Source organism: Plantibacter sp. ME-Dv--P-095 (assembly GCF_030209365.1).
In the GTDB taxonomy this organism is placed as follows: domain Bacteria; phylum Actinomycetota; class Actinomycetes; order Actinomycetales; family Microbacteriaceae; genus Plantibacter.
This window is the reverse complement of the sequence record NZ_JARVSB010000009.1, coordinates 202,963-228,379: the sequence shown is the minus strand read 5'-3', so window position 1 is coordinate 228,379 and position 25,417 is coordinate 202,963. Positions and strand designations below refer to the sequence as shown.

Genomic DNA, 25,417 nt, shown 5'->3' with positions numbered 1-25,417 from the left:
GGCTCAGGGACCGGGACGGCGGCTCAGGGACCGGGATGGGGGCTCAGGACCGGGACGGCGTCAGAGACGGGGGACCGAGGCGAGCAGCTGCGTCGTGTAGGGGTGCGAGGGCCGACTGAGGACTCGTGACACGGGACCCTCCTCGACGATCGCCCCGTCGCGCATGACGACCACCCGTTCGCAGAGATGCTGCACCACGCCGATGTCGTGCGAGACGAGCACGATCGCCAGGCCGAGCTCCTGGCGGAGCCCGCCGAGCAGATCGAGGATCTGCGCGCGGACGGTGACGTCGAGCGCACTCAGCGGTTCGTCGCCGACGAGCAGCCGCGGGCGGTGCACGATGGCGCGGGAGAGGGCGATGCGTTGCCGTTGCCCACCCGAGAACTCGTGGGGGAAGCGGTCGGCGGCGTCCGCATCGAGCCCGACCAGGCGCAGCACCTCGCCGACCCGGGAACGGTGATCGCCGTCGATCCCGAGCGCCTCGAGCGGTTCGGCGACGATCCGGCCCACCCGCATCCGCGGATCGAGGGAGGCGTAGGGGTCCTGGAACACCACACCGGTCTGCCGCCGGAACCAGTGCAGGCTGCGGGCGCTCGCCGTGGCGCTCACCGGGCGGCCGTCGAACTCGACCGAGCCGGAGCTCGGGGTGTCGAGCGCGAGGAGGAGTCGCACGAGCGTCGACTTCCCCGACCCGGACTCCCCGATGATCCCGACCGCCTCCCCGGGAGCGACGACGAGGTCGCTCGGGTGGAGCGCGACCGTGCGGCTGGGGCGCTGGAAGAGGGATTCCCGCGGGTTCGTGTACACCCGGCCGACACCCTGGGCGCGCAGCAGCGGCTCAGTCATCGTCCTCGCCCTTCCAGCTCATCGTCTTCGCGGCCGCCAGGAGTCGCTGCGTCACGGGCGATTCCGGAGCAGACAGCAGGCGCGCGACGGGTCCTGCCTCGACGACCTTCCCCTGCGCGAGCACCACGGCCTCACTCGCGATCCGGGACAGGACGGCGAGGTCGTGCGTGATGAAGACGAGTGACGCACCCGTCTCGCTCACGAGGCGCTCGAAGAGGCCGAGGATCTCCGACTGGATCGTGACGTCGAGCGCCGTGGTCGGTTCGTCCGCGATGAGCAGCGACGGACCGCAGGCGAGGGCGATGGCCGCTGCGACCCGCTGCCGTTGCCCGCCGGAGAGCTGATGCGGGTAACGGCGGACGATGCGCTCGGGCTCGGGCAGTCGCACCCGTGCGGCGAGGTCGACGGCTCGGGCGAGCGCCTCCCGTTTCGACACGCCCTCGTGGATGCGGAGTGGTTCGCCGATCTGCCGTCCGATCGTCCGGATCGGATTGAGCGCCGTCCGCGGCTCCTGAAACACGATGCCGATCTCCCGGCCGCGGATCCTCGCGAGCTCGCGGTCGTCGCGGCCGACGAGTTCCTCGCCCTGCCACCGGATGCTGCCGCTCACCGTCGCGCCGTCGGGGAGCAGGCCGAGGATCGCGAGCGCGGTCAAGGACTTCCCCGACCCGGACTCGCCGATGATGCCGAAGCGGGCGCCGTCCGGCACGCTGAACCCGACCCCGTCGACGACGCGGCGGCCACCGAGCGTGATGACGAGGTCCTCGACGTCGAGACTCATGCGGTCACCCCCTGCGGTGAGGTGGGCGTCGAGGCGGGCCCACGCCGGCCGAGGGTCGGATCGGTCGCGTCGCGCAGGGCGTCGCCCAGGAGGTTGAGACCGAGGACGGTGATCGTGATGGCGAGCCCCGGCCACAGCACGGACAGCGGGTGCACGGCGAGGTAGGTCTGCAGCTCGCTGAGCATGCGCCCCCAGGACGGGACGCTGGAGGGCGCACCGTACCCGAGGTAGGAGAGGCCCGCCTCGGCCAGGACCGCGACCGCCATCGACCAGGACAACTGCACGATGAACACCGGCGCGACGTTCGGGAGGAGGTGGCGGGTGAGGTTCCGGAACGGGCCGAGTCCTGCGGCCTTCCCCGCGAGCACGTACTCGCTGTTCGAGACGCGGCGGATCTCGGGGCGGGTCACGCGGGCGATGTTCACCCCGAAGCTGATCCCCACGGCCCAGACGACGACCCACAGTGAGCCGCCGAACACGGAGGCGATCATCATGGCGATGAGCAGCGTCGGGAACGCGATGAGGATGTCGATGAGGACGGCCACCGTCTCCCGCACCCACCGCCGCGTCAACGAGCCGAGGGCGGCGAGTGCGACCCCGATGACGGTCGACACCGCGGCGGAACCGATCGCCACGGCCACGGTGACACGGGCTCCGACGAGGAGGAGGCTGAAGATGTCCCGCCCGACCTCGTCCGTCCCGAGGAGATGGGTGGGTGAGGGGGACAGCCATTTCGAGAACGGGTCGGTGAGCTGTGGGTCGTGCGGTGTCCAGAGGAGGGAGACGCCGGCGCTCACGAGGAGCAGGGCGACGACCGCGAGCCCGAACACCCCGGCGGGGCTGCCCAGGAGGGCGCGGAGTCCGGCCGCTCCCGCGCGACGCGACCGCTCGGCCTGACGGGCGGTCATGCGGCTCGCTCCCGTTCCCGGAGGCGCGGGTCGGCCAGCCGATGGACGACGTCCACGACGGCCCCGATCACGAGGACCACGCCCGTGAGCACGAGGAGCTCACCCTGGACCTTCACGAGGTCACGGTTGCCGACGTCCGCGACGAGCATGCGGCCGATCCCCGGCAGGGTGAAGAGCTGTTCGATGATGACGCTCCCGACGATGAGGCCGGCGATCTGGAGCCCGAGCACGGTGACGACCGAGAGGGCGACGTTCGGCAGCCCGTGGCGGACGAGCGCCTGCGAGCGCGTCAGCCCCTTGGCGGCCGCGGTCCGGACGTAGTCCTGGCCGATGGCGTCGAGCGCGGCGGAACGCACGAAGCGCAGGAGGACGGCGCCCTCGACGACACCGATCGTGAGGGCCGGGAGGAGGAGGGAGCGGACGGCCGCCAGCGGGTCGTCCCACCCGGCGCGGGGGAAGCCCTGCGCGGGCAACCAACCGAGGACGACGGCGAACAGGAGCACGAGCATCATGCCGGCCCAGACGACCGGGACGGCGGCGAGCCCCTGCGAGGCGAAGGAGATGATCGTGCCGGTCGCGCGCGTGCGTCGTACCGCCGCCAGCACACCGAGCGGCACGCTGAACGCGAGGGCGATGACGAGGGCCATGAGGCCGAGCGGCACCGTGACCTGCGCCTTCTCGGCGAGCTCACTCGCGACGGGGGTGCCCGTGACGAGGGAGTTCCCGAGGTCGCCGCGGAGCAGCCCGCCGATCCAGTCCAGGTATTGGAGGAGCACGGGCTGCCCGAGTCCCAACCGGTCGCGGATCGCGGCGACCGCCTCGGGGGTCGCATCGGTCCCGGCGATGACCTGGGCGACGTCGCCGGGGAGCACCCTGATGGTGAAGAAGATCAGGGCGCTCGCGGCGAGGAGCCCGACGAGGAGGAGCACGAGCCTCGTCAGGAGGAACCGGGTCACCCGGTCACGGCGACCTTCGCCAGGTTGATGCGCGAGTTGACCGAGTCCACGGGGAAGCCGGTCACGCCGTCGCGCACCACCGTGAGGGTGATCGCGGTGTAGAGCCAGTCGGCGGCGTTGTCCTTCGACACGAGGTACGCCGCCTCCTTGAGCTTCTGGGCTGCGACGGCCGGATCGGTCGCCGCTACGGATTCAGCATAGAGCGACTGGACCTGCGCGTTGTCGTAGCCGAAGTAGTAGTTCGGGTTCGCCCAGTTCTGGAAGTCCCGCGACTCGACGTGGTTCACGTAGCTGAGGTCGTAGTCCTTGTTCGTGTACACGTCGTTCAGCCAGGTGGGGAACTCGACGCTGTTCACCGTGAGGGTGACGCCGATGGCCTTGAACTCGGAGACGAGGACGTTGGCGACGGAGGTGCCGTAGAAGCTCGGGATCGTGAGCGTCAGGGACAGGTTCTCCTGGCCGGCTTGGGCGAGGAGCGCCTTCGCCTGCTCGGGGTCGTAGTCCACCAGCTCCTTGAGGTTCTCATACCCGGGGTCGAGCTCCGGGATCGGCCCGTACTGTTCGACCGCTGCGCCGCCGACGGCTTCGACGATGGCCGCGTGGTCGATGGCCGTCCGCAGGGCCTGGCGGACCAGGGGGTCGTTGAGGGGTGCACGCTGGTTGTTGAAGGCGAGGGTGTACTTGTCGGTCGTCTTGCCCTCGGTGACCGTGAAGCCCTCGGCACGGGTGATCTGGTCCTTGAGGTTCGCGTCGAGCGCGGTCTGCACGTCGAGCTCGCCCGCGAGGGTCGCGTTCACGGCGGAGGCGGCGTCGGGGATGTAGCTGAAGACGACCTCCTTGACCTTCGGGGCGTCGCCCCAATAACCGTCGTACCGCTCGAAGGTGATGCTGTCGCCCTGCTTCCAGGTCTTCAGGGTGAACGGGCCGGTGCCGTTCGCGGTGGTCGACAGGTCGTTGTCGGCGCCGGACTGGAGGACGAGTCCTGCTCGACCGGTCAGGGTCCAGAGCAGGTTGGAGTCGGGCGAGGTGAGCTGCAGCTGCACGGTCGTGTCGTCGACGGCGGTGATCGTGGCGAGCTTCTGCAGCGCCACGTTGTCGACGAAGGACGGGTCCTGCTGCACCTGGGTGATGGAGTTCACGACGTCGGCCGCGGTCATCGTCGCGCCGTCGTGGAAGGTCACGCCGTCGCGCAGGACGAAGGTGTAGGTGAGGCCGTCGGGGCTGATCTCGTGGCTCTTGGCGAGCGTGTCGACGATCTGGTTGTCCTCGGTGCGCGAGACGAGCCCCTGGTAGACGTTGTCGATGAGGATCTGGTCGAGCGCGGCGCCCGAGGTGGTGCGGATGTTGAGGTCCGAGGGCTCGAGGACGAGGCCGACCCGCAGGCTGGCGTCGGCATCGGGCGTCGGTGTGGCGGCGGGGCCGGCGCAACCGGTGAGGACGAGCGCGGCGCCGGTGACCGCGATCGCGGCGGTGAGGAGCTGACGACGCAGCTGACGATGACGCATGGTGGTCCTTTCGGGGGATGCAGGGTGGCAGGCATCTGAGACGCACAACCGGTTCCGGGCAGCGGGGATTCCCGCGTCGGCCGGACGGATAGTGGACCGCGTCCGGAAAAGCCGCTTCGCTGGGGCTCCAGCGAGCGTACCCGGGTCGGTGAGGGGGTGCCAGCCAGGTGGTCGGCGGGCGTCACAGAGTGATCGGATCGTGATGTGCTCCACCGGCTCGGAATCCGCCTCGGACGGGACGGAAGTGAGCTTAGGCATGCCTATACTGATCGCGTGAGCTATTTCGAGGATCCGGCGGAATTCGCCGTCGCCGACGCGCGGCACGTGCTGCTGGCGGGCGACGAGTCGTCCATCGGAGAGCTGTCCGAGGTACTCGCCCTCCTGCCGATCTGCGCCCGTGGCCAGGTGTTCGTCGAGGTCGACGACGCCGCCTCCATCGCCACCCTGCAGTCACCCGGTCGCGTCGTCGTGACCTGGCTCGTCCGCGCGGCCCGTTCCGGTGAGCCGGGAACCGGCGCGAGCTGCGCCCGTGGCCAGGCGGCTGCGCGCGCCACCCGGGCCTGGGCGAGCGAGATGCTCGACGTCGAGGGCCACGAGTCGGCCGAATACCACGTGTGGATCGGCGGCGAGACGGAGCACCTCACGGGTCTCCGCAACGACCTCCGCATGACCCTGGCCGGCATGGACGCACGCCTGCGTCGCCGCTCGGAGGAGCGCGCCTCGCACTGACCGGCTCCGCCGCGACGACGGGTGGCTCAGCGACGCTTCGGCAGGTATCCGCCGGCCTCGAGGCCGGCTTCGATCTCGAACCGGTTCCGCAGCGGGTCACGCCCGGCGATGCCGTACATGAGCGGGAAGAGCATCCCGTAGCGCTGCCACTGACGCTTGTGCACCGCCTCGTGCTCCAGGACGCGCGTCGACACGTTCCGGTCCGTGAGGTACACCCCGCCGACGCAGGATCCGCCGCGCCCGAAGGTCCACGAGGGCATGCCGCGGAAGACGATCATCCCGCCTCGTCGTTCCACGGGACCGGTGCTCCAGATCGCGCCCCACACGAGGCCCGTGAGCGTGGCGTACCAGTACCCGAGGCGGCTCACGGGCGAGTCGAGCCACGGTCCTCCGGACCGCCTGCTCCGCGCCGCGTCCCCCGACCGATCGGTCATGCACCGCTCCGGTAGCTCTCGAGGAGTCGCAACCAGATCTCGCTCATCGTCGGGTACGACGGCACGGCGTGCCAGAGCCGGTGCAACGGCACCTCGCCCACGACGGCGATGGTCGCCGCATGGACGAGTTCGGCCACGTCCTGGCCCACGAAGGTCATCCCCACGATCACGCCGCGCTCCTCGTCGACGACCATCCTCGCCTGCCCGGTGTAGCCGTCCGCGTGGAGGCTCGAGCCTGCGATGCCACCGAGGTCGTAGTCGACGACCCGGTGGTCGATCCCCGCCTGCTCGGCCTGCTTGGCCGTCAGCCCGACGGCGGCGACCTCGGGCTCGGAGAAGACGACCTGCGGCACGGCGCGGTGGTCGGCGGTCGCCGCGTGGTCGCTCCACGGGCTGGTGTCGACGTCCTCGCCGTTCGCCCGCGCGGCGATGACCGCGCCGGCGGCACGTGCCTGGTACTTGCCCTGGTGCGTCAGGAGCGCCCGGTGGTTCACGTCGCCGACGGCGTACAGCCAGTCGCTACCCGGCACCCGGAGCTGGTCATCGACGTCGATCCACGCGCCCGGTTCGAGCCCCGCGGTCTCGAGTCCGAGATCGTCCGTCCGCGGCGTCCGGCCGGTGGCGACGACGAGTTCGTCGGCGGTCACGGCGTCGTGCTCGTCGAACTCGAGCGTCACGGCACCGCCGTCGGCCCGCGACACGGCGGTGGGGGAGGCGTGCACGATCGTCACGCCGAGCTCGCGGAGGGACGATTCGACGAGCTCCCCGGCGAAGGGTTCGTTGGCGCCGAGCAGACCGCTGCGCGCGACGAGGGTCACGTCGACGCCGAGCGAGCGATAGGCGGTCGCGAGTTCGACGGCCACGACCCCGCCCCCGAGGAAGGCGACGGAGCTCGGCAGGGTCTGCACGCTGGTCGCCTCACGGCTCGTCCAGGGGCGCACCTCGGCCAGTCCCGCAATGTCGGGGAGGAGGGCGGCGGATCCGGTGCAGACGGCGACGGCGTGGGTCGCCGAGAGGACGGTCGTCGTGCCGTCGGCTGCCGTCACGGTGACCTCGCGCTCACCGGTGAGGCGGCCGTGCCCGCGGACCAGCTCGATGCCGGCCCCCTCGAGCCACTCGACCTGACCGGCGTCCGACCAGTCGCTCGTGAACGAGTCGCGGCGTGCGAGGACCTTGAGCGGGTCGAGTGCGGTGTCCTCGGGGATGGACCCGCCGGTGCGCTTCGCGGCTCGGAGTGCCGCCCCCGAGCGGATGAGCGCCTTCGAGGGCATGCAGGCCCAGTAGGAGCACTCACCCCCGACCAGTTCGCTCTCGACGACGACCACGCTGAGCCCGCCGCGGTGGGCGTAGTCGGCGACGTTCTCGCCGACGGGTCCGGCTCCGATGACGACGAGATCGACGGTACGGCTCATGGGGTGACTCCTGTCGGGTTGGTGCGGTTCGGATTCGGGTCGCGACTGATCGCGCCGATGATGCGGAGGATGGTGCCGAGGTCGTCGGACGCGGCCTCCGGGGTGGCGGGGGAGAAACCGGTGACGCCGGCACCGGCGAAGCCGAAGCGGGCGCGCAGGGCGGTGATGGACTCCATCAGGGTGCCGAGTTCCAGACCGAACGGGACGGCCGAGCTGACGCCGGCGATGACGGAGGGGTCGAGGACGTCGACGTCCACGTGGAGGTAGACCCGTTCGGCACCGGTCGCCTCGACGGCCGCGACGACCTCGGCCGCGCTCGTCATCACCGAGGAGACCATCGGGATGCCGCGCTCCTCGATGTGCGCGAGCTCACCGTCGTCGAGATCCCGCACGCCGACGAGGACCAGCCGCTCGGGGTCGAGCGGCGCCTCCGGCAACAGCATCGCCGCGCCTTCTCCGGTGAGCGCCCGCGTCACCATGCCGCTGAACGCGCCGGAGGGTGAGCTGAGCGGGGTGTTGAGGTCGCCGTGCGCATCGAACCAGACCACCGCGATCCCGGGGTCGCGCCGGAGGGCTTCGCCGACGGAGGCGAGTTCGACGCCGCAGTCCCCGCCGATGGTGATGACCGGCTCGTCGATCCCCGCGAGCGCCTGCCGCTGGAGGCCGACGGTCGTCGCCAGCGAACTGGCCCGCCGGATGCCGGTGTCGAGGGCCTCTCCCGCCTCGGCGGGGACGTGGACGAGGGTGGTCGCCGCGACCGGCAGGTCTCCGCGGATCGCTTCGGCTCCATCGATCAACTGCATGGCCCTGGACGAACCGGAGCCCTGCCACTGGGGTACGACGACGAACTGCGTCATGCGGTGCCTTCCTGGGGGTGGTGCGACGGTGCGTGGGGCGATGGCGACGGGCCCTGGGTGGCCCCGGGGCCCGTCGGGTCGTCGTTACCGACCGGCGTTCGGCGTGAACTCGGGGCCCGAGGACTCGATCGCGGGCGACGACGGAGCGCCGCTCTTCAGTGCGGCCAAGCGGGCTTCGACCTCGGTCAGCTCGCCGAGGTCCTCGAGGTCGTTGAACTGCGCGTCGAGGCTCGAGGCGGCGAGCTCCTGCTGCCCGAGCACCTTCGCCTCCTCGCGACGGATCTTGTCCTCGTAGCGGCTCAGGTCGCTCGTCGGGTCCATGATGTCGATGCTGCCGACCGCATCCGCGACCTTGCGCTGCGCCTCGGCGGTCTTCGCGCGGGCGACGAGCTCACTGCGCTTCGTCTTCAGCTGCTCGAGCTTCGACTTCATGCCGTTGAGGCCGTTCTTGAGCTGCTCCACGACCTTCGTCTGCGACGCGAGCTGCGGCTCGGCCTGCTTGGCCTCGTTCTCCGCGCCGATCTGACGCTGGAGGGCGATCTTCGCGAGGTTGTCGAACTTGTCCGCGTCGGCGCTGTTGCCGGCCTGGCGGTACTCGTCGGCCTTGCGGCTCGCGGCCAGCGCCTTCGTGCCCCACTCCGAGGCCGCTTCGACGTCCTGCTGGTGGTCCTGCTCGAGGAGACGGAGGTTGCCGATGGTCTCGGCGATCGCGCTCTCGGCGTCGGCGATGGAGTTCGTGTAGTCACGGACCATCTGGTCGAGCATCTTCTGCGGGTCCTCGGCGGAGTCGAGCAGCGCGTTGATGTTGGCCTTGGTCAGCTGGGCGATGCGTCCGAAGATGGACTGCTTCTCTGCCATGGTGTGGTTCCTCTCTCTGGTCCTGCTGGATCGGTTGGGTTCGTCTCGGACACTGGGGTCTGACGGCGGCGCGGGGTCAGAATCGGCCGCCGCCGCGCCTCGAGCGGGTGCCGCCGCCGCCGAAGCTGCCGGCGCTGCGTGAGCGACCGCCGCCGCCGAACATGCCGCCGCCACTCCGGGACCGGCTGCCGCCACCACCGCCGCCGAACATGCCGCCGCCGGAGCGCGAACCGCCGCCTCCGCCCCCGCCGAGGACGGAGTTGATGAGGATGCCGCCGAGGACGGCGCCGAGCATGCCGTTGCCGCCGCCCTGACCGCCGCCGCCGAACATCCCGTCGAGGCCGCCGGCCGACTGGTTCTGGAACTGTCCGACGTCGGCCTGGGCGAGCTGCACGGCTTGGCCGGCGAGCGAGGTGGCGCGCTGGGCGAGCGAGAGCGCCTGCGTCGGGTCGTTCGGGGCGAGGCCTTGCGCCTGCACGAGGGTGCGGCCAGCCTCGGCGAGACGGGTCCTCGCCTCCGGCCCGACGGCGCCGCGTCGCGACACGACGAAGTCCTCCGCGGCGGACACCTGTGCCTGCGCGGTCTGGAGCGTCTGGCCGAGTGCGGCGACCGCGCGCTGCCGCTGCTCCGCGGCGGTGCGGACCTCCTGCAGGGCACCGTCGATCTGGGCGTTCGCCGCGTCCAGCCGGGCGAGCAGGGCGATCGGGTTGTTCGCGGCGCCGAGCGCGGTGCGCACCTGGGCGACCGTGGCCGACGTGCTCGCGACGGCCGCCGCGAGGCCTCCGGTCGGATCCGCCTGGCCGGCCGCGGCGGCGACGTCGCCGTCGAGCTCGGCGATCCGGGCGGCCACCTGCTGTTCCGCGGCCGTCAGATCCGCCTGCAGGCGCTTGACGGCACCGGTCAGTTGCGTGCTCTGGTCGAGTGCCTCCTCCGCTGCGCGGATGCCGACGGCCGCCTCGCCCGAATCGCCGGCGGCGAGCCTGGCCGAGGCGTCGGCGACGGCCGCCGTGGCGAAGGTGAGGCGCTCCGCCGCCTCCGACGGGTTGTCGAGGACCGTGATGAGTGCGTCGGGGGTGTACCTCGCCTGCAGGGCGGTCACCGTCTCCCGAGCCGTCTGCACCGCTGGCTCCGCGGCTGCCGTCCTCGCTCGGAGCTCCTCGACGGCCGCCGGCGCGTTCCGCTCGAGGGCGCGGAGCTCGTCGAAGGAGGCGGCCTGCTCGTCGAGCACGTGGTTCGCGTGCTCGCAGCGCCGGATGATCTCGATGTTCCAGTCGCGCTGCTGCTGCTCGGTGTCCGGTTCGGCGTCGTCGAGCCGTTGCCGGAGTGCGAACGCCTGCGTGAGCTGCTCCTTCGCTCCGGCGAGGGCTGCGGTGAACGCCGCCGTGGCCTGCTCGCCGTAGGAGGCGGTCGCGAAGCCGAGCTCCTCCTCGCTCGTGCGGACGGCGTCGTCGGTCTGGACGAGGGCGCTTCCGGCGAGTCGCTCGAGTTCGGGGATCGAGGTGGTCGTCAGCGGATCGACCGGTGCGCCCGCCCGCCCGGTCGGAGCCGGACCCTGGCCGGCCACGACGCGCCGCCGACGGAGGAAGACGACCAGGAGGACGACGGCCACCACGGCGACGACGACGATCAGGAGGACCGTCAGCCATCCGGTCGAGCCACCACTGCCGGCGGCCCCGGTCGACCCGCCGCCCACCGCGGAGCCGAGCCCCTGGGCGGCTGCGACGCCGGCGCCGGCCCAGTCCTCGTCGCGCAGCTGCGGCAGGATGAGTCGCTGCTCGATCTCGGTGAGCTGGTCGCCGCTGACCGGGCCGCTGGAGTCGCCGGAGAGGTAGTAGGCGCGGTCCTCGGTCGCGATGGCCAGGAGGTACTGGTTCGGTCCGAGGTTGTTGTCCTCGGCCGTCTGGTTCGCCCACCCCTCGGCGTCGCTCGGATCCGTGAAGGTCGGGACGTACACGACCCACAGGTCGACACCGTGTTCGGAGGCGAGGTCGTCGATGCTGTCGGTGACCATCGCCCGCTCGGAGCCGTCGAGGATGCCGGCGCTGTCGGCGATGCGTGCGGAACCGAGCTGGACCGGGCTGTCGGCCAAGGCGGCGGTCGCCCCCGCGCCGAGGAGCACGGCCAGGCAGAACGCCCAGATCGATACCGCCCAGCGAACCCGCATCGGCCACCTCGTCACTCGTCCGGACCCGTCGAGCCCCACCCCGCGGCTCGGATCCGAGTCTAGGTCCGGGGCCCGGACTTCTCTACCGGTGCCTCCGGGCGGGGGAGCCTGCTGCGAGCTGTGCTATGCGGCGGTCGTCGCCCGTGCACGTCGACGCCCCGTGCACGTCGACGCTCTGTTACCGAGCGTGACGCGTCCGGTCGCGTCCCCGGGTCGGCACGGCAAGACTGGACGAGTCCCCGTCGCGGAACCCCTGGAAGGAGCATCATGCAAGGACACGTCTCACCCATGCTGGCGCTCATCGAGGTCACGAGGTTCCGCGAGGACGACCAGGCGTACCACGAGTACGTGCAGATCCTCCTCGGTCGCACCATCGCGGCGGCCGAACGCGCCGGGTGGCGGGTGACGCGGTGGGCCGCGGAGGACCTCGGCACCGAGGCGCTCCTCGCCGCGACCGACGGCGCCTCGGCCGTCGTCCTCATGGGCGGGGCCGACATCGACCCCATCCACTACGGGGGTGCCGCCGGCTACCGTGCCGAGGGCCAGCACTTCCCGGAGGCCGACCGCGCGCAGCTCGCCGTCGCGAGACGGGCCGCCGAACGTGGCACGCCACTCCTCGGCATCTGCCGCGGGCACCAGATCATCAACGTCGCCCTCGGCGGCACGCTCGTCCAGGACCTCGGTGCGCACAGCACCCACCGGAACGACGGCGTCCCGGTCGATCAGAGCATGACGCCCCACGAGGTCGAGCTCGACCCGTCGAGCGCCCTCGCGTTCCGGCTGCGGGCCCGGCACCTCCAGGTGCAGAGCGCCCACCACCAGGCGGTCGGCGAACTCGGCGAGGGACTCCGAGCGGTCGCCTGGTCCTCCGACGGCACCGTCGAGGCGATCGAGCACCACACCCTCCCCATCACGGGCGTGCAGTGGCACCCGGAGGACCCCGGCACCGTCGACGACCAGCTCGAGCTGCTGCTCGGTGGCCTCGCCCGCGAAGCGGAGCGCGCAGCCGCCTGAACCGGGTCTCGTCCACGGGCGAGCACGACGTCGGGACCGCCCGCCACCGGTGACAACCGCGCGACGCCACGCCGGAGCGCTCCTGGCTTGTCCACCGCGCTGTCGTAGCGTTGACGGGTGTTCGAAGACAGGTATGGCCAGGACGTCCTCGCGGGTGACTGGCGGAAGAAGAACCGGGTGGTCGCCCGAGAGGTCGAGGCCGTGACCGACCTCGTCATCGAGGAGCTCGGCGGCTTCTGCGGTGCGATCACGCGCGTCGAGGCGAAGACGGTCGAGCTCGAGGACTACCGGGGCAAACGTCGCGTGTTCCCCATGGGGGCCGGCTTCCTCCTCGAGGGGGAACCGGTCGTCCTCGTCGTGCCCAAACGTGCCCCCACCGGTCGTGCCCGGACGGCGTCCGGGTCCTTCGCCGTGGAGACCACCGCCCGGGTGGCTCGCGCGAGCCGGATCTTCGTCGAGGGGCGGCACGACGCGGAACTCGTCGAGCGGGTCTGGGGCGACGACCTCCGGGTCGAGGGCGTCGTCGTGGAGTACCTCGCCGGCGTCGACCACCTCGACGCCGCGCTCGCCGAGTTCCGGCCGGGCCCCGACCGGCGCGTCGGGGTGCTCGTCGACCACCTGGTCCGCGGTTCGAAGGAGCAGCGCATCGCCGATGCGGTCATGGCCGGGCCGAACGGCCGGAACGTCCTCATCGTCGGCCACCCGTACGTCGACGTCTGGCAGGCCGTGAAGCCCGCGAGGGTCGGGTTGCAGGAGTGGCCGACCATCCCGCGGTCGATCGAGTGGAAGAAGGGGATCTGCCAGGCCTTCGGCTGGCCCCACGACACGCAGGCCGACATCGCCCGCGCCTGGAAGCGCATCCTCGGTCAGGTCCGGACGTTCAACGACCTCGAACCCGAGCTGCTCGGCCGGGTCGAGCAGCTCATCGACTTCGTCACCGTCGACTGAGCCGCCCGCCCGGCCGGTCCGCTAGGACGTGACCTGCGCCAGGGCGTCCTCGAGGACCGAGACCGCGTCGCGCAGCAGCTCGTCGGACATGACCGCGCTCGGGAGCAGCCGGAGCACCGAGTCCCACGACCCGGCGTCGAGCACGAGCACGCCCTGGGCGATCGCCGCGTCGATGACCGTCTGCAGCGCCGTGGGATGCGGCTGCTTCGTGCCGGGGACGACGAGTTCAACGCCGGCCATCGAGCCGATGATCCGGACCTCGCCGACGATGTCGAACCGCTCGGCCCAGTCGCCCATGAGCGACTGCAGCGTGGCTCCCACGCGGCGGGCCTCGCCCAGCAGGTCCTCCCGCTCGATGACGTCGAAGGTGGCGAGCGCCGCGGCGGTCGACACCGGGTTGCCGCCGAAGGTGCCGCCGATGCCACCGGGCTGCACCGAGTCCATGATCTCGGCCCGCCCCGTGACCGCCGAGAGCGGGAAGCCGCCGGCGATGCCCTTGGCGCTCGTGATGAGGTCGGGGACGACGCCGTGGTGCTCGATCGAGTACCACGCGCCGGTCCGACCGATGCCGGCCTGGATCTCGTCGGCGACGAACACGATCCCGTTCTCGGTGCACCACTCGCTGATGCGCGAGAAGTAGCCGGGGGCGGGGATCACGATGCCGCCGTCGCCGAGGACCGGTTCGGCGAAGAACGCGGCGACCTCACTCGCGCCGATGTGCCGCTCGATGTAGTCGATCGTGACCTCGGCGGCCTCCGGCCCGGTGAGCCCGTCGCGGAAGGGGTAGGAGAGCGGGACGCTGTAGATCTCGCCGGGGAACGGTCCGAAGCCGAGCCGTTCGGGGGCCGGGCGGTAGGTCATCGCCATGGTGAGGTTCGTGCGGCCGTGGAAGGCGTGGTCGAGCGCGACGATCGCGCGGCGGCCCGTGTACTTCTTGGCGATCTTGACGGCGTTCTCCACCGCTTCGGCGCCGGAGTTCAACAGGATCGAGTGCTTCTCGAAGTCGCCGGGGGTGATCTCGGCGAGCTTCTCCGCCACCCGCAGGTAGTTCTCGTACGGCGTCACCGTGAAGAGCGTGTGGGTGAGTTTCGTGGCCTGCTCGGCGGCGGCCGCGGCGACGTCGGGGTTGGCGTGACCGATGGTCGTGACCCCGATGCCCGTGCCGAGGTCGATGATGCGGTTGCCGTCGACGTCCACGAGGATGCCGCCGGAGCCGTGGTCCATCCACACCGGGGCGAGGTTGCCCGCGCCGCGCGACACCGCCCTGCGGCGCCGTTCCGTGAGGGCGAGCGATCGGGGACCGGGGATGGCGGTCACGAGCTGGCGTTCCTGGGGCACGGAGTATTCGATGGTCATGCAGGCCATGGTAGGCGCGAGTGCGCCGAGCTTCCCCCGGGCGTGCGGTGGGTCGCCGTCGCGCCCGCGACACCTCGCGGTTGACTGGGGTTCACCGGCCGTCCACCTGCGCTCCCTAGCGTTGGCGACGCTGATGGCCGGACGACAGAGGATCGCGCATGGACGCTGAGACCACCACCGCCCTGCTCGCAGAGCGGCAGCCGACGCTGCTCGGCGGCGGACGTGCGCCCGCCCAACGCACCCTGATCGACGTGCTGCGTGCCGTCGCCGCGGCGCACCCCGAGGCCTCAGCACTCGAGGACGCTGCCGGCGCGCTCAGTTACCGCGAACTCATCGTGAGCGCCGAACGCCTCGCGGCGGCCCTGCTCGCCGCCGGTGTCCGACGTGGCGACCGGGTGGGGGTGCGGATCGCATCGGGTTCGCGCGAGCTGTACCTCGGCATCCTCGGCATCCTGTTCGCGGGAGCCGCGTACGTGCCCGTCGACGCAGACGACCCGGAGGAGCGCGCCCGGCTCGTGTTCGGTGAGGCGGCCGTGGTCGGGGTCCTCGAGGACGGCGGTGTCTTCCGGCGCCTCGGATCCGCGGTCGAGGCCGCCGGGGGAACCGGGGACGAGACCACGGGGGAGCCGATCCGGCTCGCCGTCGAGGGGACGCCGCACCCGGCGACCCGGGCGATCCCGATCCTCGAGGCTCCTCGGCTCGACGACGACTCCTGGATCATCTTCACCTCGGGATCGACGGGGACGCCGAAGGGCGTCGCCGTCTCCCACCGGTCCGCCGCGGCGTTCGTCGACGCCGAGGCCCGCCTCTTCCTGCAGGCCGAGCCCCTCGGTCCGGGCGACCGGGTGCTCGCCGGGCTCTCCGTCGCCTTCGACGCGTCGTGCGAGGAGATGTGGCTCGCCTGGGGCCACGGTGCCTGCCTCGTCCCGGCGCCACGGTCGCTCGTCCGCAGCGGGATGGACCTCGGTCCCTGGCTCACCGCGAAGGGCATCACCGTGGTGTCCACGGTGCCGACGCTCGCGGCCATGTGGCCGGCGGAGTCGCTCGAGAACATCCGCATGCTCATCTTCGGCGGCGAGGCCTGCCCGCCGGAGCTCGCCGCTCGACTCGCCGTCGACGGCCGCGAGGTCTGGAACACGTACGGCCCGACCGAGGCCACGGTCGTCGCCTGCGCGGCGCTCCTCACCGGCGAACAGCCCGTGCGGATCGGTCTCCCGCTCGACGGCTGGGACCTCGCCGTGGTCGACGCGGACGGGGTGCCGGTGGAGGAGGGCGGTGTCGGCGAGCTCATCATCGGCGGCGTCGGTCTCGCCAGGTACCTCGACCCCGTCAAGGACGCCGAACGGTATGCACCCATGCCGAGCCTCGGATGGCACCGGGCCTACCGCAGTGGCGACCTCGTCCGCTTCGAGGCCGCCGGGCTCGTCTTCCAGGGACGCGCGGACGACCAGGTCAAGATCGGAGGCCGTCGCGTCGAGCTCGGCGAGATCGAGGCCGCCCTGCAGGCCCTCCCAGGGGTCTCGGGCGCCGCCGCGGCCGTCCAGCGCACCACAGCCGGCAACCCGGTCCTCGTGGGCTATCTCGCAGTACCCGACGGCGACGCCTTCTCCCTGGACGGCGCGCTGGGCACGCTTCGCGAGCAACTGCCCGCACCGCTCGTGCCCCTGCTCGCGGTCGTGTCCGAACTGCCCACGCGCACCTCGGGCAAGGTCGACCGGGCGGCGCTGCCGTGGCCGCTCGGCGGGACCGACGGGGAGGACGCCTCGACCCTCTCGGGCACGGCCGCCTGGCTCGCCGAACAGTGGACGGCCGTGCTCGGCGTCCGGGTCACGGCGGAGGGCGACAACTTCTTCAGCCTCGGCGGTGGCAGCCTGGCCGCCGCACAGCTGGTCTCGCTCATCCGCACGAGGGACGCGGAGTTCACCGTCGCCGACATCTACGGCCACCCGCGACTCGGCGCCATGGCCGCCGAGCTCGACGGCCGACGCCCCGAGCGCCGCACCCGCGCCGCGGTGGCCGACCCCGTCCGTCCCACCCCGCTCACGACCCAGTGGGTGCAGACCCTGCTCGGGATCCCGCTGCTCATCCTCGTGGGCCTCCGGTGGCTCGTGTACCTGCTCGCAGGCAGCCGCGTGCTCGGCCTCGTGGCCGACGTGCCCTACCTGCCGATGGTCTCGTGGTGGTGGATCGCGCTCGGATTCCTCCTCGTCATCACCCCCATCGGGCGGATGGCGATCTCGGTCGTCGCCTCGCGGCTGCTGCTCGCCGGTGTGCGACCGGGCGACTACCCACGCGGCGGTTCGGTCCACGTCCGGCTCTGGCTCGCCGAACGCGTCGCCGACACGGTCGGTGCGGTGAGCCTCGCCGGCGCCCCCTGGATCTCGCACTACGCGAGGGCCCTGGGCGCGAAGATCGGCCCCGACGCCGACCTGCACAGCGTTCCGCCCGTCACCGGCTTCCTGACCGTGGGAGCCCGCGCCTCGATCGAGCCCGAGGTGGACCTCCGCGGGTACTGGGTCGACGGCGACACGCTCCGACTCGGCCACGTCCACATCGGCGCGGAGAGCACGGTCGGCGCTCGCAGCACGCTGCTCGCCGGCACACGGATCGGCAAGCGCGCCGAGATCGCCCCGGGATCGTCGGTGTTCGGTCGGGTGCCCTCCGGCCACCTGTGGTCCGGTTCACCCGCCGTCCGCGTCGGCAAGGCGAAGCCCGTCTGGCCCACTGAGCGCCCGCCCAGGCGGCGGCGTTGGTTGTTCGCCTACGGTGTCGGCTCGGCGCTCCTCTCGGTCCTACCCTTCCTCGCCTTCGTGCTCGCCGCCGCGGTCGTGGCCGCCGGCGCCGCCGGCGCCGGATCCCTCGTCGAGTTCTCCTGGCGCGCGCTCCTCTGGGTGCCGGTCGCGACGATCGTGTGGTTCCTCGTCCTCGCGATCAGCACGATCGGCCTGGTCCGTCTGCTCGGCATCGGGCTGCGGGAGGGCTACTTCCCGGTGCGCAGTCGTGTCGGTTGGCAGGTGTGGGCCACCGAGCGCCTGCTCGACGCCGCCCGCACCCTGCTCTTCCCCATCTACGCGAGCCTCTTCACGCCGGTGTGGCTCCGCCTGCTCGGCGCGAAGGTCGGCAAGAACGTCGAGGCGTCGACGGTCCTCCTCCTGCCGCGCATGACGACCGTGGGCGACGGCGCGTTCCTCGCCGACGACACGATGGTGGCGTCCTACGAACTCGGTGGCGGGTGGATGCGGATCGCGGGCGCGTCCGTCGGGAAGCGCGCGTTCCTCGGCAACTCCGGGATGGCGGGCCCCGGCATGCACGTCCCGAAGAACGGTCTCGTCGCGGTGCTGTCGGCCGCCCCGCGGAAGGCGAAGTCCGGGTCGTCGTGGCTCGGCAGCCCACCGATGCGACTCCGCAGGCAGGTGTCGGACGCCGACCTCGACCGCACCTACGCGCCGCCGCTGCGGCTCCGCATCGCCCGGTTCCTCTGGGAGGTCTGTCGCATCGTCCCGGTCATGGTGACGACGGGCATCGCCCTGCTCGTGCTGCTCACGCTCGCCTGGTTCGCCGACACCTGGGGTCTCGGCGTGGCTGTCGCGGTCAGCGGTGCCGTCCTCCTCGCGGCCGGTGCGGTTGCGGCCGGCATCACGACCGTCGCCAAGTGGCTCATCGTCGGACCGATCCGTGCCGGGGAGCACCCGCTGTGGTCCTCGTTCATCTGGCGCAACGAGGTGTCGGACACCTTCGTCGAGATGGTCGCGGCGCCGTGGTTCGCCGCGCCCGCCACCGGCACCCCCGCCCTGACCTGGTGGTTGCGGTCACTGGGCGCCCGGATCGGTCGCGGTGTCTGGTGCGAGAGTTACTGGCTGCCGGAGGCCGACCTCGTCGAGCTGGGCGACGGCGCGACGGTCAACCGGGGCTGCGTTGTGCAAACACACCTGTTCCATGATCGAATCATGAGTATGGATCAGGTCGAACTCGCTGCGGGCGCCACGCTCGGACCGCACAGCGTCATCCTCCCCGGAGCCCGGATCGACGACGACGCGACCGTCGGCCCCGCCTCCCTCGTGATGCGCGGCGAACGCGTCCCCGCCGGCACCAGGTGGAGCGGCAACCCGATCGGCCCGTGGCGCGAGGTGACGACGGCGGAGTACCGGGAGCCCCAGGTCGCGTCCTGATGGGGGAGGCGCTCGCCCGCCTGCGCAGCGCAGGCGATCCCTACACGCCGACGAGCGGCAACCGCGGCTACCACGTCGTCCGCTACGAGCTCGACCTCGACTACGCGATCGACCGGAACGGCCTGAGCGCGACGGCACGCCTGACGGTGGTCGCGACGGAGGAGCTCTCCCGCTTCTCCCTGGACCTCGCGGCCCTGCGCGTCACCCGCGCCCAGGTGGACGGTGTCGACGCGAAGCGCACGCACGGCTCGGGGAAACTGACCCTCACCCCGCGGAATCCGATCGCCGCCGGAGCCGAGTTCACCGTCCTCGTCCGGTACGACGGGACGCCCCGTCCGGTCCGCAGCCACTGGGGCGAGATCGGCTGGGAGGAGCTCGAGGACGGCGTCATCGTGGCCTCGCAGCCCTGCGGCGCCTCGAGCTGGTTCCCGTGCAACGACCACCCCTCCGACAAGGCGGCCTACCGCATCAGTGTCACCGCCGCCTCGGCCTACACGGTCGTCGCCCCTGGCGAGCTCGTCTCACGGACGGCGCGGGCGAGTCGGACGACCTGGGTCTACGAGCAGCGCGAGCCGATGGCGGCCTATCTCGCCACCGTGCAGATCGGGCGCTACCAGCGCCTCGCCGTCGACGCCCGGGTGGCGGCCTCCGCCGTGCCGGTCGTCGCCCACCTCCCGCGCGACCTCACCGCCGACTTCCGTCACGACTTCGCCGAGCAGGTCGACATGCTCGCCTGCTTCGAGCGCGCCTTCGGCCCCTACCCGTTCGAGAGTTATGGGGTGGTCGTCACCGACGACGAGTTGGAGATCCCGCTCGAAGCGCAGGGGATGAGCGTGTTCGGACGCAACCACGTGGACGGCGTCGGCGGCTCCGAGCGACTGATCGCCCACGAGCTCGCGCACCAGTGGTTCGGCAACAGCCTGACGATCGGCGCGTGGCGCGACATCTGGCTCCACGAGGGCTTCGCCTGTTACGCCGAGTGGCTGTGGTCGGAGCAGTCGGGGGCCGAGACCGCGGACGCCTGCGCCAGAGCCCACTACGCGGTGCTCCGTCGAGCACCGCAGGACATCGTCGTCGGCGACCCGGGGGCCGCGGACATGTTCGACGACCGCGTGTACAAGCGCGGCGCCATCGCCCTGCACGCCGTCCGGCTGCTCCTCGGCGACGACGCGTTCTTCGACCTCCTCCGCGACTGGGTGGCGACGTTCCGGTTCGCCACGGTGTCGACCGAGGACTTCGTGCGCACCGCCGACCGCCATGCGCCGGAGCCGATCGAGTCGCTGCTCGACGCCTGGCTGTTCCGCGAGGCGCTGCCGCCGTTCCCCACCCGCTGAGCCCGGCTCAGGGGAGCAGGAGGGCCGTCGCCACCACGGTGTCCGGTGCGAGGGTCGGATGGTCGACGACGAAGCGGCGTCCCGCGATCTCGGCGACCGTCCCTCCGGCGCGGCCGATTTGGCCGGTGAGGCCGATCGTCGCTGGATCGGTCGTGAGTCCGGTGCCGAGCGCCTTCGTCACCGCCTCCTTCGCCGTCCAGTGTTCGGCGAGGGACCGCAGTCGTCGTCGCTCCGGCAACCGGAGCCACCGCTCCCGTTCCGCGGGGGAGAGGGCGACGGCCTCGACGCCGCCGAACCGTGCCGCGTCGAGCCGTTCGACGTCGACACCGACCGGGTGATCGACCGACACCACGACCGCCGAGGCGCCGTCGGTGTGCGAGACGCTCGCGTGTACGGTCCCGCCGTCGACGCGCACCTGCGGCCGTCCGTGGGCGAGGCCGCAGTCCTGGCAGCGGGCGGTCACCGTGACGCGCCGGGCGTCGGCGCCGACCGTCTCCGCGACGGTGCGCACGAGGAGCGCGCGACCGAACAGGAAGCGGCGGGCCTCGGCCTCGGACGACGCTTCGAGACGGTCCCTGGCGGCCTCGTCGAGTCGGTCGGCGGTGCCGTCGAGGTCGAGCTCGTCCGCCCGAGCCCAGGGGAGGAGTCGGACCGTGGGCTGCGGGTGGCGGCTCGGTCGCGACATGCGTCCAGTATCGCGGAGTGACCCGTCCGCGTGGGCGGACGGCGTCGTGCCTGATGAGATGGTGCCCTCGACTGGATTCGAACCAGCGACTTCTTCCTCCGGAGGGAAGCGCTCTTCCGCTGAGCTACGAAGGCGGAACGTGTCCAAGCTACCAGAGTCGAGGCCGTCGCCGGAACCGGAGCGACGCGGGGTCGGTGCTCGTGACCGCGTGGGATGATGGGCACATGCAGCGCACCCTGACCGCGTCGCTCGATCTGCGGGTGCACGATCGAGCCGACCTCATCTTCTCCATCGCTGTCGCCGGCGGTACCCCGCTGGCGAGTGAACGGCTGCAGGTGCGCTCCTCGGACGGCCCGTGCGCCGTCACCGAGATCCTCGGCCCGGACGACACCCGGCTCCACCGGGTGATCGCCGAGCCGGGACGCCTGCAGGTCGACTACGAGGCGGTGGTCGTCGGGCAGGCGGTGCCGCGGGCGGTCGACCCCCTGGAGACGGTGACCGCCCTCCGCCCGAGCCGCTACTGCGAGTCGGACGCCCTGTTCTCGCTCGCGCGCTCCGAGCTCGGATACCTGCTCGAGCACCGTCGTCTGCACGAGGACGGCACGGTGTCGGGCGGCCTCCAGATCCTGCCGTGGGTCGCCGCGTGGGTCGGCCGTCACCTCTCCTACGTCTCGGGTTCCACGACCGTCTCCGACAGTGCGGTCTCGACCCTGGCCGCCGGCCAAGGGGTCTGCCGGGACTTCGCACACCTGACGATCGCCATGCTGCGTGCGCTCGACATCCCGGCGCGGTACGCGGCCGTGTACGCCCCGGGCCTCGTGCCGATGGACTTCCACGCCGTCGCCGAAGGGTTTGTCGACGGCGCCTGGCACGTGGTCGACGCGACGGGGCTCGCTCCGCGCCAGTCGCTCGTCCGGATCGCGACGGGTCGCGACGCGGCGGACGTCGCCTGGTTGAGCAACCACCACGGCAACGTCACCGTCGAGGACATGCGGATCGACGCGGTGATCGACGTCCTGCCCACCGACGATCCCGCACAGCCGGTCGTGCTCGCCTGACGCATCGTTCCGCCGGGCGGGCCCCGTGCCGCTCCCGCCGGGAGCCCGGGTAGAATCGCTCCTCGTGACTCCTGAAGACCTCGCCTCCGCCCTGCACGCCATCGTCGTTCCGATCGTCGAACGACGACGCGAGGCGGCGGGGATCGACCAGGAGGTCGTGGTCTCGGTCGACGACGTGGTGCTGGAGCGGCCCAAGAACCGCGACCACGGCGACTGGGCGTGCAACATCGCGATGAAGCTCGCGAAGCGGGTGGGCGCGAACCCGCGCGAGCTCGCGCAGGAGTTCGCCGACGCGCTCGTCCAGGTCGACGGGGTCGCCTCGGTCGAGGTCGCCGGCCCGGGGTTCATCAACGTCCGGCTCGATGCCGCCGCCGCCGGTGCCCTCGCGAAGGTCATCGTCGACGCCGGCGAGGCCTTCGGACGCAACGACAGCCTCGCGGGCCAGACCATCAACATCGAGTTCGTCTCCGCGAACCCCACGGGCCCGCTCCACATCGGCCACACGCGGTGGGCCGCTCTCGGCGACTCCCTGGCCCGCGTGCTCGGCGCGTCCGGCGCGACGCTCGTCAGCGAGTACTACATCAACGACGCCGGCAACCAGATGGACACCTTCGCGGACTCGATCCTCGCAGCGGCCAAGGGTGAGCCGACGCCTGAGGGCGGCTATCCCGGGGCGTACATCGGCGACCTCGCGAAGACCGTGCTGGCCGAGATCCCCGACCTCCTCGAGCGTCCTGACGCCCGCGAGGTCGCGCGGGAACGCGCCTACGCCCTGCAGCTCGGTGAGATCCGCGCGTCCCTCGAGCGCTTCAACGTCCACTTCGACGTCTGGTTCAGCGAGCGCACCCTGCACGCGACGGGCGAGGACGGCACCAGCCTCATCGACCAGGCCGTCGACCGCCTGCGCGAGCAGGGTCACGTCTTCGACGAGGACGGTGCCGTGTGGGTGCGCACCACGGACTTCGGCGACGACAAGAACCGGGTGATCCGCCGCTCGAACGGTGTCTACACCTACTTCGCGGCGGACGCGGCGTACTACCTGAACAAGGGCGACCGCGGCTTCCAGCACAAGGTCTACCTGCTGGGCGCCGACCACCACGGCTACGTGCACCGCTTGAAGGCCCTCGCGGGTGCCGCGGGAGACGACCCCGACCGCGACATCGAGGTGCTCATCGGCCAGCTCGTCAGCGTGAACGGCGCCCGACTCTCGAAGCGCGCCGGCAACATCATCGAGCTGGACGACCTGCAGGCCTGGATCGGGACGGACGCCCTGCGGTACTCGCTCGGTCGCTACCCGGCCGACTCGCCGCTGGCCCTCGACCCCGAACAGCTCCGCAGCCGCACGAACGACAACCCCGTGTTCTACGTCCAGTACGCGCACGCCCGCACGAGCTCGGTGGCGCGCAACGCTGCTTCGGCGGGCGTCGACCGCAGCGTGTTCGCCCCCGAACTCCTCGCCCACGAGACGGAGTCCGCGCTCCTCGGTGTGCTCCAGGAGTTCCCGCGCATCGTGGCACAGGCCGCGCAGCTGCGCGAACCCCACCGGGTCGCGCGCCACCTGGAGGAGACGGCGAGCCTGTACCACAAGTGGTACGACAGCTGCCGGGTCGTCCCGATGGGCGAGGAGCCGGTCACCGACCTCCACCGCACGCGGCTGTGGCTGAACGACGCCACCGGCACCGTCATCCGCAACGGCCTCGCCCTCCTCGGCGTCTCCGCACCGGAGCGCATGTAGCGTCACCGCGGCACCGGCACCGGCACCGGCACCGGCACCGGCACCGGCTCCGGCGCGCGCCGGACCGACCTTCGGGACGGCTCCTGCGCGCGTCAGCTCCGCCGGTGAACGTGCCGGGCGGGAGGCGGACCCTCCGGTACCGTGGCAGCATGCATCCGCCCCGGTTCCGCCCGATCCTCGCTGCCGCCGCGGTCCTGGGCGTCCTGTCCTGCGCCGGCTGCGTCGGCACGGGCCCGGACGCGTCCGGCACCCCGACGCCGAGTGGCACGTCGCCGTCCTCGGCCGTCGACCTCCGCGCCTTCGCGCCGTTCGGCACGGAGGGCGCCGGCGTCTCGATCCGTCTGCAGTTCCCGGACGGGCTGCACGCGGGGAGCGTCGGCACGATGGACTACCTCCAGAACATCGTCTGGCCGGCGGTCCAGTGCGCGCCGTTCGAGATCGAACTGCAGGAGGTGGGGGCGAGCACGCTGCAACTGCCGGACGCGCTCGCGGTCGTCGTCACCGGCGACGGCGGTGGGACGGTCGCACCGGCGTTCGTCATCCCCGGTGATCCGGTCCGGGCGGCGTTCACCTCCGCCGACGTGGTCGCGCGGGGATCGCTGGAGGACGCGAACCTCACCGAGCTGGAGGGCTACACCCTGGCGGCCTTCCACCCGACCTCGGCCGCCGAGTGGGAACGGTTCAGCGGGCGCGTGCTGGACATGGCCGAGGCGGAGCTCGACCAGCCCTGCTGACGTCTGCTCCCCGACCACGGTTCGCTACGCTCGGAGCATGAGTGCACCGTCTCGCAAGCGCAGGCGTCCCTGGGTTCCCATCGTCGTCGTGGCCGGGGTGGTCGTCGTCCTCGTCGGCGCGTTCCTGATCGCCGACACCATCGTCCGAGGCGTCGCCGAGGATCGTGTCGCCTCGCAGATCGAGCAGAGCCTGCCCGAGGGCGTCGACGCCGACGTCACCGCGTCGATCGGCGGAGCCTCGGTCATCGCCCAGTACCTCACCGGTACGTTCGAGCACGTGGACCTGCGGGCGCCGGGCGCGAGCGTCGACGGCATCCCGCTGGACGTCCGGGTCAGCGCCGACGCGGTGCCGCTCGATCCGAAGCAGACCACCGGCCGGGTGGTGGCGACGATCCGGATCGACGCGGACGGGGCGGCGGCGCTCGCGAAGACCGCCGGGCTCCCCGGCACGCTCACCCTGGGGGACGACGAGGTCGGGTACGCGGGCGAGGCGACCGTGCTGGGGTTCACCATCCCGTACGACTTCTCAGTGGCGCCGACCACCACCGCCGAACGGGTGAACCTCATGCCGACGTCGGTGAACGTCGACACGGGCCTCCTCGGTGTGATCGACCTGCGGGCCCTCGTGACCGGATTCCTGCAGGGGGATCCGCCGAGCATCTGCGTCGCCCAGTACCTGCCGGAGGGCGTCGACCTCGACGGTCTCTCGGTGACTCCGGAAGCGGCGACGGCCACGCTCACGTCGACGACGCTCCGCCTCGACGAGGCCTCCCTGCAGACCCTCGGCAGCTGCGGGTGAGCGCTGCGCCGATGGCTCGCGACCGCCTCGGTGAACCGGCGGGACGTCACGATGCTGCAGGAGCCCTGACGGCTCGCTAGACTTTCTCCACACCCACTGCTCCGACCGGGCGGTGACGTGTGCCGTCGGGCCGAA

The 25,417-nt window shown here is 71.8% G+C and carries 21 protein-coding genes and 1 tRNA gene; 9 read left to right on the top strand and 13 right to left on the bottom strand.

Going from position 1 to position 25,417, the window contains the following annotated elements:
• Window positions 1-60 precede the first annotated feature (60 nt).
• Genes QRN26_RS13225 through QRN26_RS13205 form a run of 5 tightly spaced genes read right to left on the bottom strand, consistent with a single transcriptional unit; the run spans window position 61 to window position 4,996 of the window.
• A complete protein-coding gene (locus QRN26_RS13225; RefSeq protein ID WP_285037168.1) occupies window positions 61-846 on the bottom strand; it encodes an ABC transporter ATP-binding protein in 786 nt (261 codons plus the stop codon).
• Window positions 839-1,627, bottom strand: a complete 789-nt coding sequence (locus QRN26_RS13220; protein ID WP_056012528.1) for an ATP-binding cassette domain-containing protein — start codon at window positions 1,625-1,627, stop codon at window positions 839-841. The genes QRN26_RS13225 and QRN26_RS13220 overlap by 8 nt, the downstream gene beginning before the upstream one ends.
• Complete coding sequence (locus tag QRN26_RS13215; RefSeq protein WP_285037167.1) at window positions 1,624-2,535, bottom strand: ABC transporter permease; 912 nt, start codon at window positions 2,533-2,535, stop codon at window positions 1,624-1,626. Before QRN26_RS13215 ends, QRN26_RS13220 begins: the two co-directional genes overlap by 4 nt.
• The gene (locus QRN26_RS13210; protein WP_285037166.1) at window positions 2,532-3,491 is read right to left on the bottom strand and encodes an ABC transporter permease; all 960 of its coding nucleotides are present in this window, start codon (window positions 3,489-3,491) and stop codon (window positions 2,532-2,534) included. Before QRN26_RS13210 ends, QRN26_RS13215 begins: the two co-directional genes overlap by 4 nt.
• Complete coding sequence (locus tag QRN26_RS13205) at window positions 3,488-4,996, bottom strand: ABC transporter substrate-binding protein (protein ID WP_285037165.1); 1,509 nt, start codon at window positions 4,994-4,996, stop codon at window positions 3,488-3,490. The genes QRN26_RS13210 and QRN26_RS13205 overlap by 4 nt, the downstream gene beginning before the upstream one ends.
• Before the next feature lie 273 nt (window positions 4,997-5,269).
• Between QRN26_RS13205 and QRN26_RS13200 the strand changes: the two genes are divergently transcribed.
• Entirely contained in the window at window positions 5,270-5,725 is a 456-nt protein-coding gene (locus QRN26_RS13200; RefSeq protein ID WP_285037164.1) for an SIP domain-containing protein, read from the top strand.
• A 26-nt stretch (window positions 5,726-5,751) separates the two neighbouring features.
• On the opposite strand, the gene QRN26_RS13195 is transcribed toward QRN26_RS13200, so the two are convergent.
• From QRN26_RS13195 to QRN26_RS13175, 5 genes are all read right to left on the bottom strand, one after another.
• Entirely contained in the window at window positions 5,752-6,159 is a 408-nt protein-coding gene (locus QRN26_RS13195; RefSeq protein WP_056781768.1) for a hypothetical protein, read from the bottom strand.
• On the bottom strand, window positions 6,156-7,571 hold the full coding sequence (locus QRN26_RS13190) for a dihydrolipoyl dehydrogenase family protein (RefSeq protein ID WP_285037163.1): 1,416 nt from the start codon (window positions 7,569-7,571) through the stop codon (window positions 6,156-6,158). The genes QRN26_RS13195 and QRN26_RS13190 overlap by 4 nt, the downstream gene beginning before the upstream one ends.
• A complete protein-coding gene (locus tag QRN26_RS13185) occupies window positions 7,568-8,428 on the bottom strand; it encodes an arginase family protein (protein ID WP_056012511.1) in 861 nt (286 codons plus the stop codon). Before QRN26_RS13185 ends, QRN26_RS13190 begins: the two co-directional genes overlap by 4 nt.
• 84 nt (window positions 8,429-8,512) lie before the next feature.
• On the bottom strand, window positions 8,513-9,286 hold the full coding sequence (locus QRN26_RS13180) for a PspA/IM30 family protein (RefSeq protein ID WP_056012508.1): 774 nt from the start codon (window positions 9,284-9,286) through the stop codon (window positions 8,513-8,515).
• 76 nt (window positions 9,287-9,362) lie between these two features.
• The gene (locus QRN26_RS13175; RefSeq protein WP_285037162.1) at window positions 9,363-11,450 is read right to left on the bottom strand and encodes a TPM domain-containing protein; all 2,088 of its coding nucleotides are present in this window, start codon (window positions 11,448-11,450) and stop codon (window positions 9,363-9,365) included.
• Between the two features lie 267 nt (window positions 11,451-11,717).
• Between QRN26_RS13175 and QRN26_RS13170 the strand changes: the two genes are divergently transcribed.
• Both QRN26_RS13170 and QRN26_RS13165 read left to right on the top strand, forming a co-directional pair.
• Window positions 11,718-12,464, top strand: coding sequence for a gamma-glutamyl-gamma-aminobutyrate hydrolase family protein (locus tag QRN26_RS13170; RefSeq protein ID WP_056781772.1), 747 nt, complete (start codon window positions 11,718-11,720; stop codon window positions 12,462-12,464).
• Between the two features lie 117 nt (window positions 12,465-12,581).
• A complete protein-coding gene (locus QRN26_RS13165) occupies window positions 12,582-13,412 on the top strand; it encodes a DUF3097 domain-containing protein (RefSeq protein WP_285037161.1) in 831 nt (276 codons plus the stop codon).
• Window positions 13,413-13,433: 21 nt separating this feature from the next.
• On the opposite strand, the gene QRN26_RS13160 is transcribed toward QRN26_RS13165, so the two are convergent.
• A complete protein-coding gene (locus tag QRN26_RS13160) occupies window positions 13,434-14,777 on the bottom strand; it encodes an aminotransferase class III-fold pyridoxal phosphate-dependent enzyme (RefSeq protein ID WP_285037160.1) in 1,344 nt (447 codons plus the stop codon).
• A gap of 149 nt (window positions 14,778-14,926) precedes the next feature.
• On the opposite strand from QRN26_RS13160, the gene QRN26_RS13155 reads away from it, so the two are divergent.
• Window positions 14,927-18,937 carry a Pls/PosA family non-ribosomal peptide synthetase gene (locus QRN26_RS13155; protein ID WP_285037159.1) on the top strand — a complete coding sequence of 1,337 codons (4,011 nt, stop codon included), beginning with the start codon at window positions 14,927-14,929 and terminating at the stop codon, window positions 18,935-18,937.
• Window positions 18,937-20,271 (top strand): M1 family metallopeptidase, encoded by a 1,335-nt coding sequence (locus tag QRN26_RS13150; RefSeq protein WP_285037158.1) that lies wholly within the window; start codon window positions 18,937-18,939, stop codon window positions 20,269-20,271. Before QRN26_RS13155 ends, QRN26_RS13150 begins: the two co-directional genes overlap by 1 nt.
• Before the next feature lie 7 nt (window positions 20,272-20,278).
• Here QRN26_RS13150 and QRN26_RS13145 read toward each other — a convergent pair whose 3' ends face one another.
• Both QRN26_RS13145 and QRN26_RS13140 read right to left on the bottom strand, forming a co-directional pair.
• Entirely contained in the window at window positions 20,279-20,956 is a 678-nt protein-coding gene (locus tag QRN26_RS13145; RefSeq protein ID WP_285037157.1) for a 4'-phosphopantetheinyl transferase family protein, read from the bottom strand.
• Between the two features lie 59 nt (window positions 20,957-21,015).
• Window positions 21,016-21,090 (bottom strand) — tRNA-Arg (locus QRN26_RS13140).
• Between the two features lie 90 nt (window positions 21,091-21,180).
• Between QRN26_RS13140 and QRN26_RS13135 the strand changes: the two genes are divergently transcribed.
• The 4 genes from QRN26_RS13135 to QRN26_RS13120 all read left to right on the top strand — a co-directional run bounded on the left by QRN26_RS13135 (window position 21,181) and on the right by QRN26_RS13120 (window position 25,282).
• Entirely contained in the window at window positions 21,181-22,014 is an 834-nt protein-coding gene (locus QRN26_RS13135) for a transglutaminase-like domain-containing protein (protein ID WP_285037156.1), read from the top strand.
• Window positions 22,015-22,078: 64 nt separating this feature from the next.
• Complete coding sequence (locus tag QRN26_RS13130; RefSeq protein WP_056012486.1) at window positions 22,079-23,749, top strand: arginine--tRNA ligase; 1,671 nt, start codon at window positions 22,079-22,081, stop codon at window positions 23,747-23,749.
• A gap of 149 nt (window positions 23,750-23,898) precedes the next feature.
• Window positions 23,899-24,483, top strand: coding sequence for a hypothetical protein (locus tag QRN26_RS13125; RefSeq protein ID WP_285037155.1), 585 nt, complete (start codon window positions 23,899-23,901; stop codon window positions 24,481-24,483).
• 37 nt (window positions 24,484-24,520) lie between these two features.
• Complete coding sequence (locus tag QRN26_RS13120; protein WP_285037154.1) at window positions 24,521-25,282, top strand: LmeA family phospholipid-binding protein; 762 nt, start codon at window positions 24,521-24,523, stop codon at window positions 25,280-25,282.
• The last annotated feature ends 135 nt before the right edge of the window (window positions 25,283-25,417 follow it).

Coding starts and splice junctions, on each gene's coding strand:
- QRN26_RS13225 (WP_285037168.1), bottom strand. CDS start 846: ATGACTGAGCCGCTGCTGCGCGCCCAGGGTGTCGGCCGGGTGTACACG.
- QRN26_RS13220 (WP_056012528.1), bottom strand. CDS start 1,627: ATGAGTCTCGACGTCGAGGACCTCGTCATCACGCTCGGTGGCCGCCGC.
- QRN26_RS13215 (WP_285037167.1), bottom strand. CDS start 2,535: ATGACCGCCCGTCAGGCCGAGCGGTCGCGTCGCGCGGGAGCGGCCGGA.
- QRN26_RS13205 (WP_285037165.1), bottom strand. CDS start 4,996: ATGCGTCATCGTCAGCTGCGTCGTCAGCTCCTCACCGCCGCGATCGCG.
- QRN26_RS13195 (WP_056781768.1), bottom strand. CDS start 6,159: ATGACCGATCGGTCGGGGGACGCGGCGCGGAGCAGGCGGTCCGGAGGA.
- QRN26_RS13190 (WP_285037163.1), bottom strand. CDS start 7,571: ATGAGCCGTACCGTCGATCTCGTCGTCATCGGAGCCGGACCCGTCGGC.
- QRN26_RS13185 (WP_056012511.1), bottom strand. CDS start 8,428: ATGACGCAGTTCGTCGTCGTACCCCAGTGGCAGGGCTCCGGTTCGTCC.
- QRN26_RS13180 (WP_056012508.1), bottom strand. CDS start 9,286: ATGGCAGAGAAGCAGTCCATCTTCGGACGCATCGCCCAGCTGACCAAG.
- QRN26_RS13175 (WP_285037162.1), bottom strand. CDS start 11,450: ATGCGGGTTCGCTGGGCGGTATCGATCTGGGCGTTCTGCCTGGCCGTG.
- QRN26_RS13170 (WP_056781772.1), top strand. CDS start 11,718: ATGCAAGGACACGTCTCACCCATGCTGGCGCTCATCGAGGTCACGAGG.
- QRN26_RS13160 (WP_285037160.1), bottom strand. CDS start 14,777: ATGGCCTGCATGACCATCGAATACTCCGTGCCCCAGGAACGCCAGCTC.
- QRN26_RS13155 (WP_285037159.1), top strand. CDS start 14,927: ATGGACGCTGAGACCACCACCGCCCTGCTCGCAGAGCGGCAGCCGACG.
- QRN26_RS13150 (WP_285037158.1), top strand. CDS start 18,937: ATGGGGGAGGCGCTCGCCCGCCTGCGCAGCGCAGGCGATCCCTACACG.
- QRN26_RS13145 (WP_285037157.1), bottom strand. CDS start 20,956: ATGTCGCGACCGAGCCGCCACCCGCAGCCCACGGTCCGACTCCTCCCC.
- QRN26_RS13135 (WP_285037156.1), top strand. CDS start 21,181: ATGCAGCGCACCCTGACCGCGTCGCTCGATCTGCGGGTGCACGATCGA.
- QRN26_RS13125 (WP_285037155.1), top strand. CDS start 23,899: ATGCATCCGCCCCGGTTCCGCCCGATCCTCGCTGCCGCCGCGGTCCTG.
- QRN26_RS13120 (WP_285037154.1), top strand. CDS start 24,521: ATGAGTGCACCGTCTCGCAAGCGCAGGCGTCCCTGGGTTCCCATCGTC.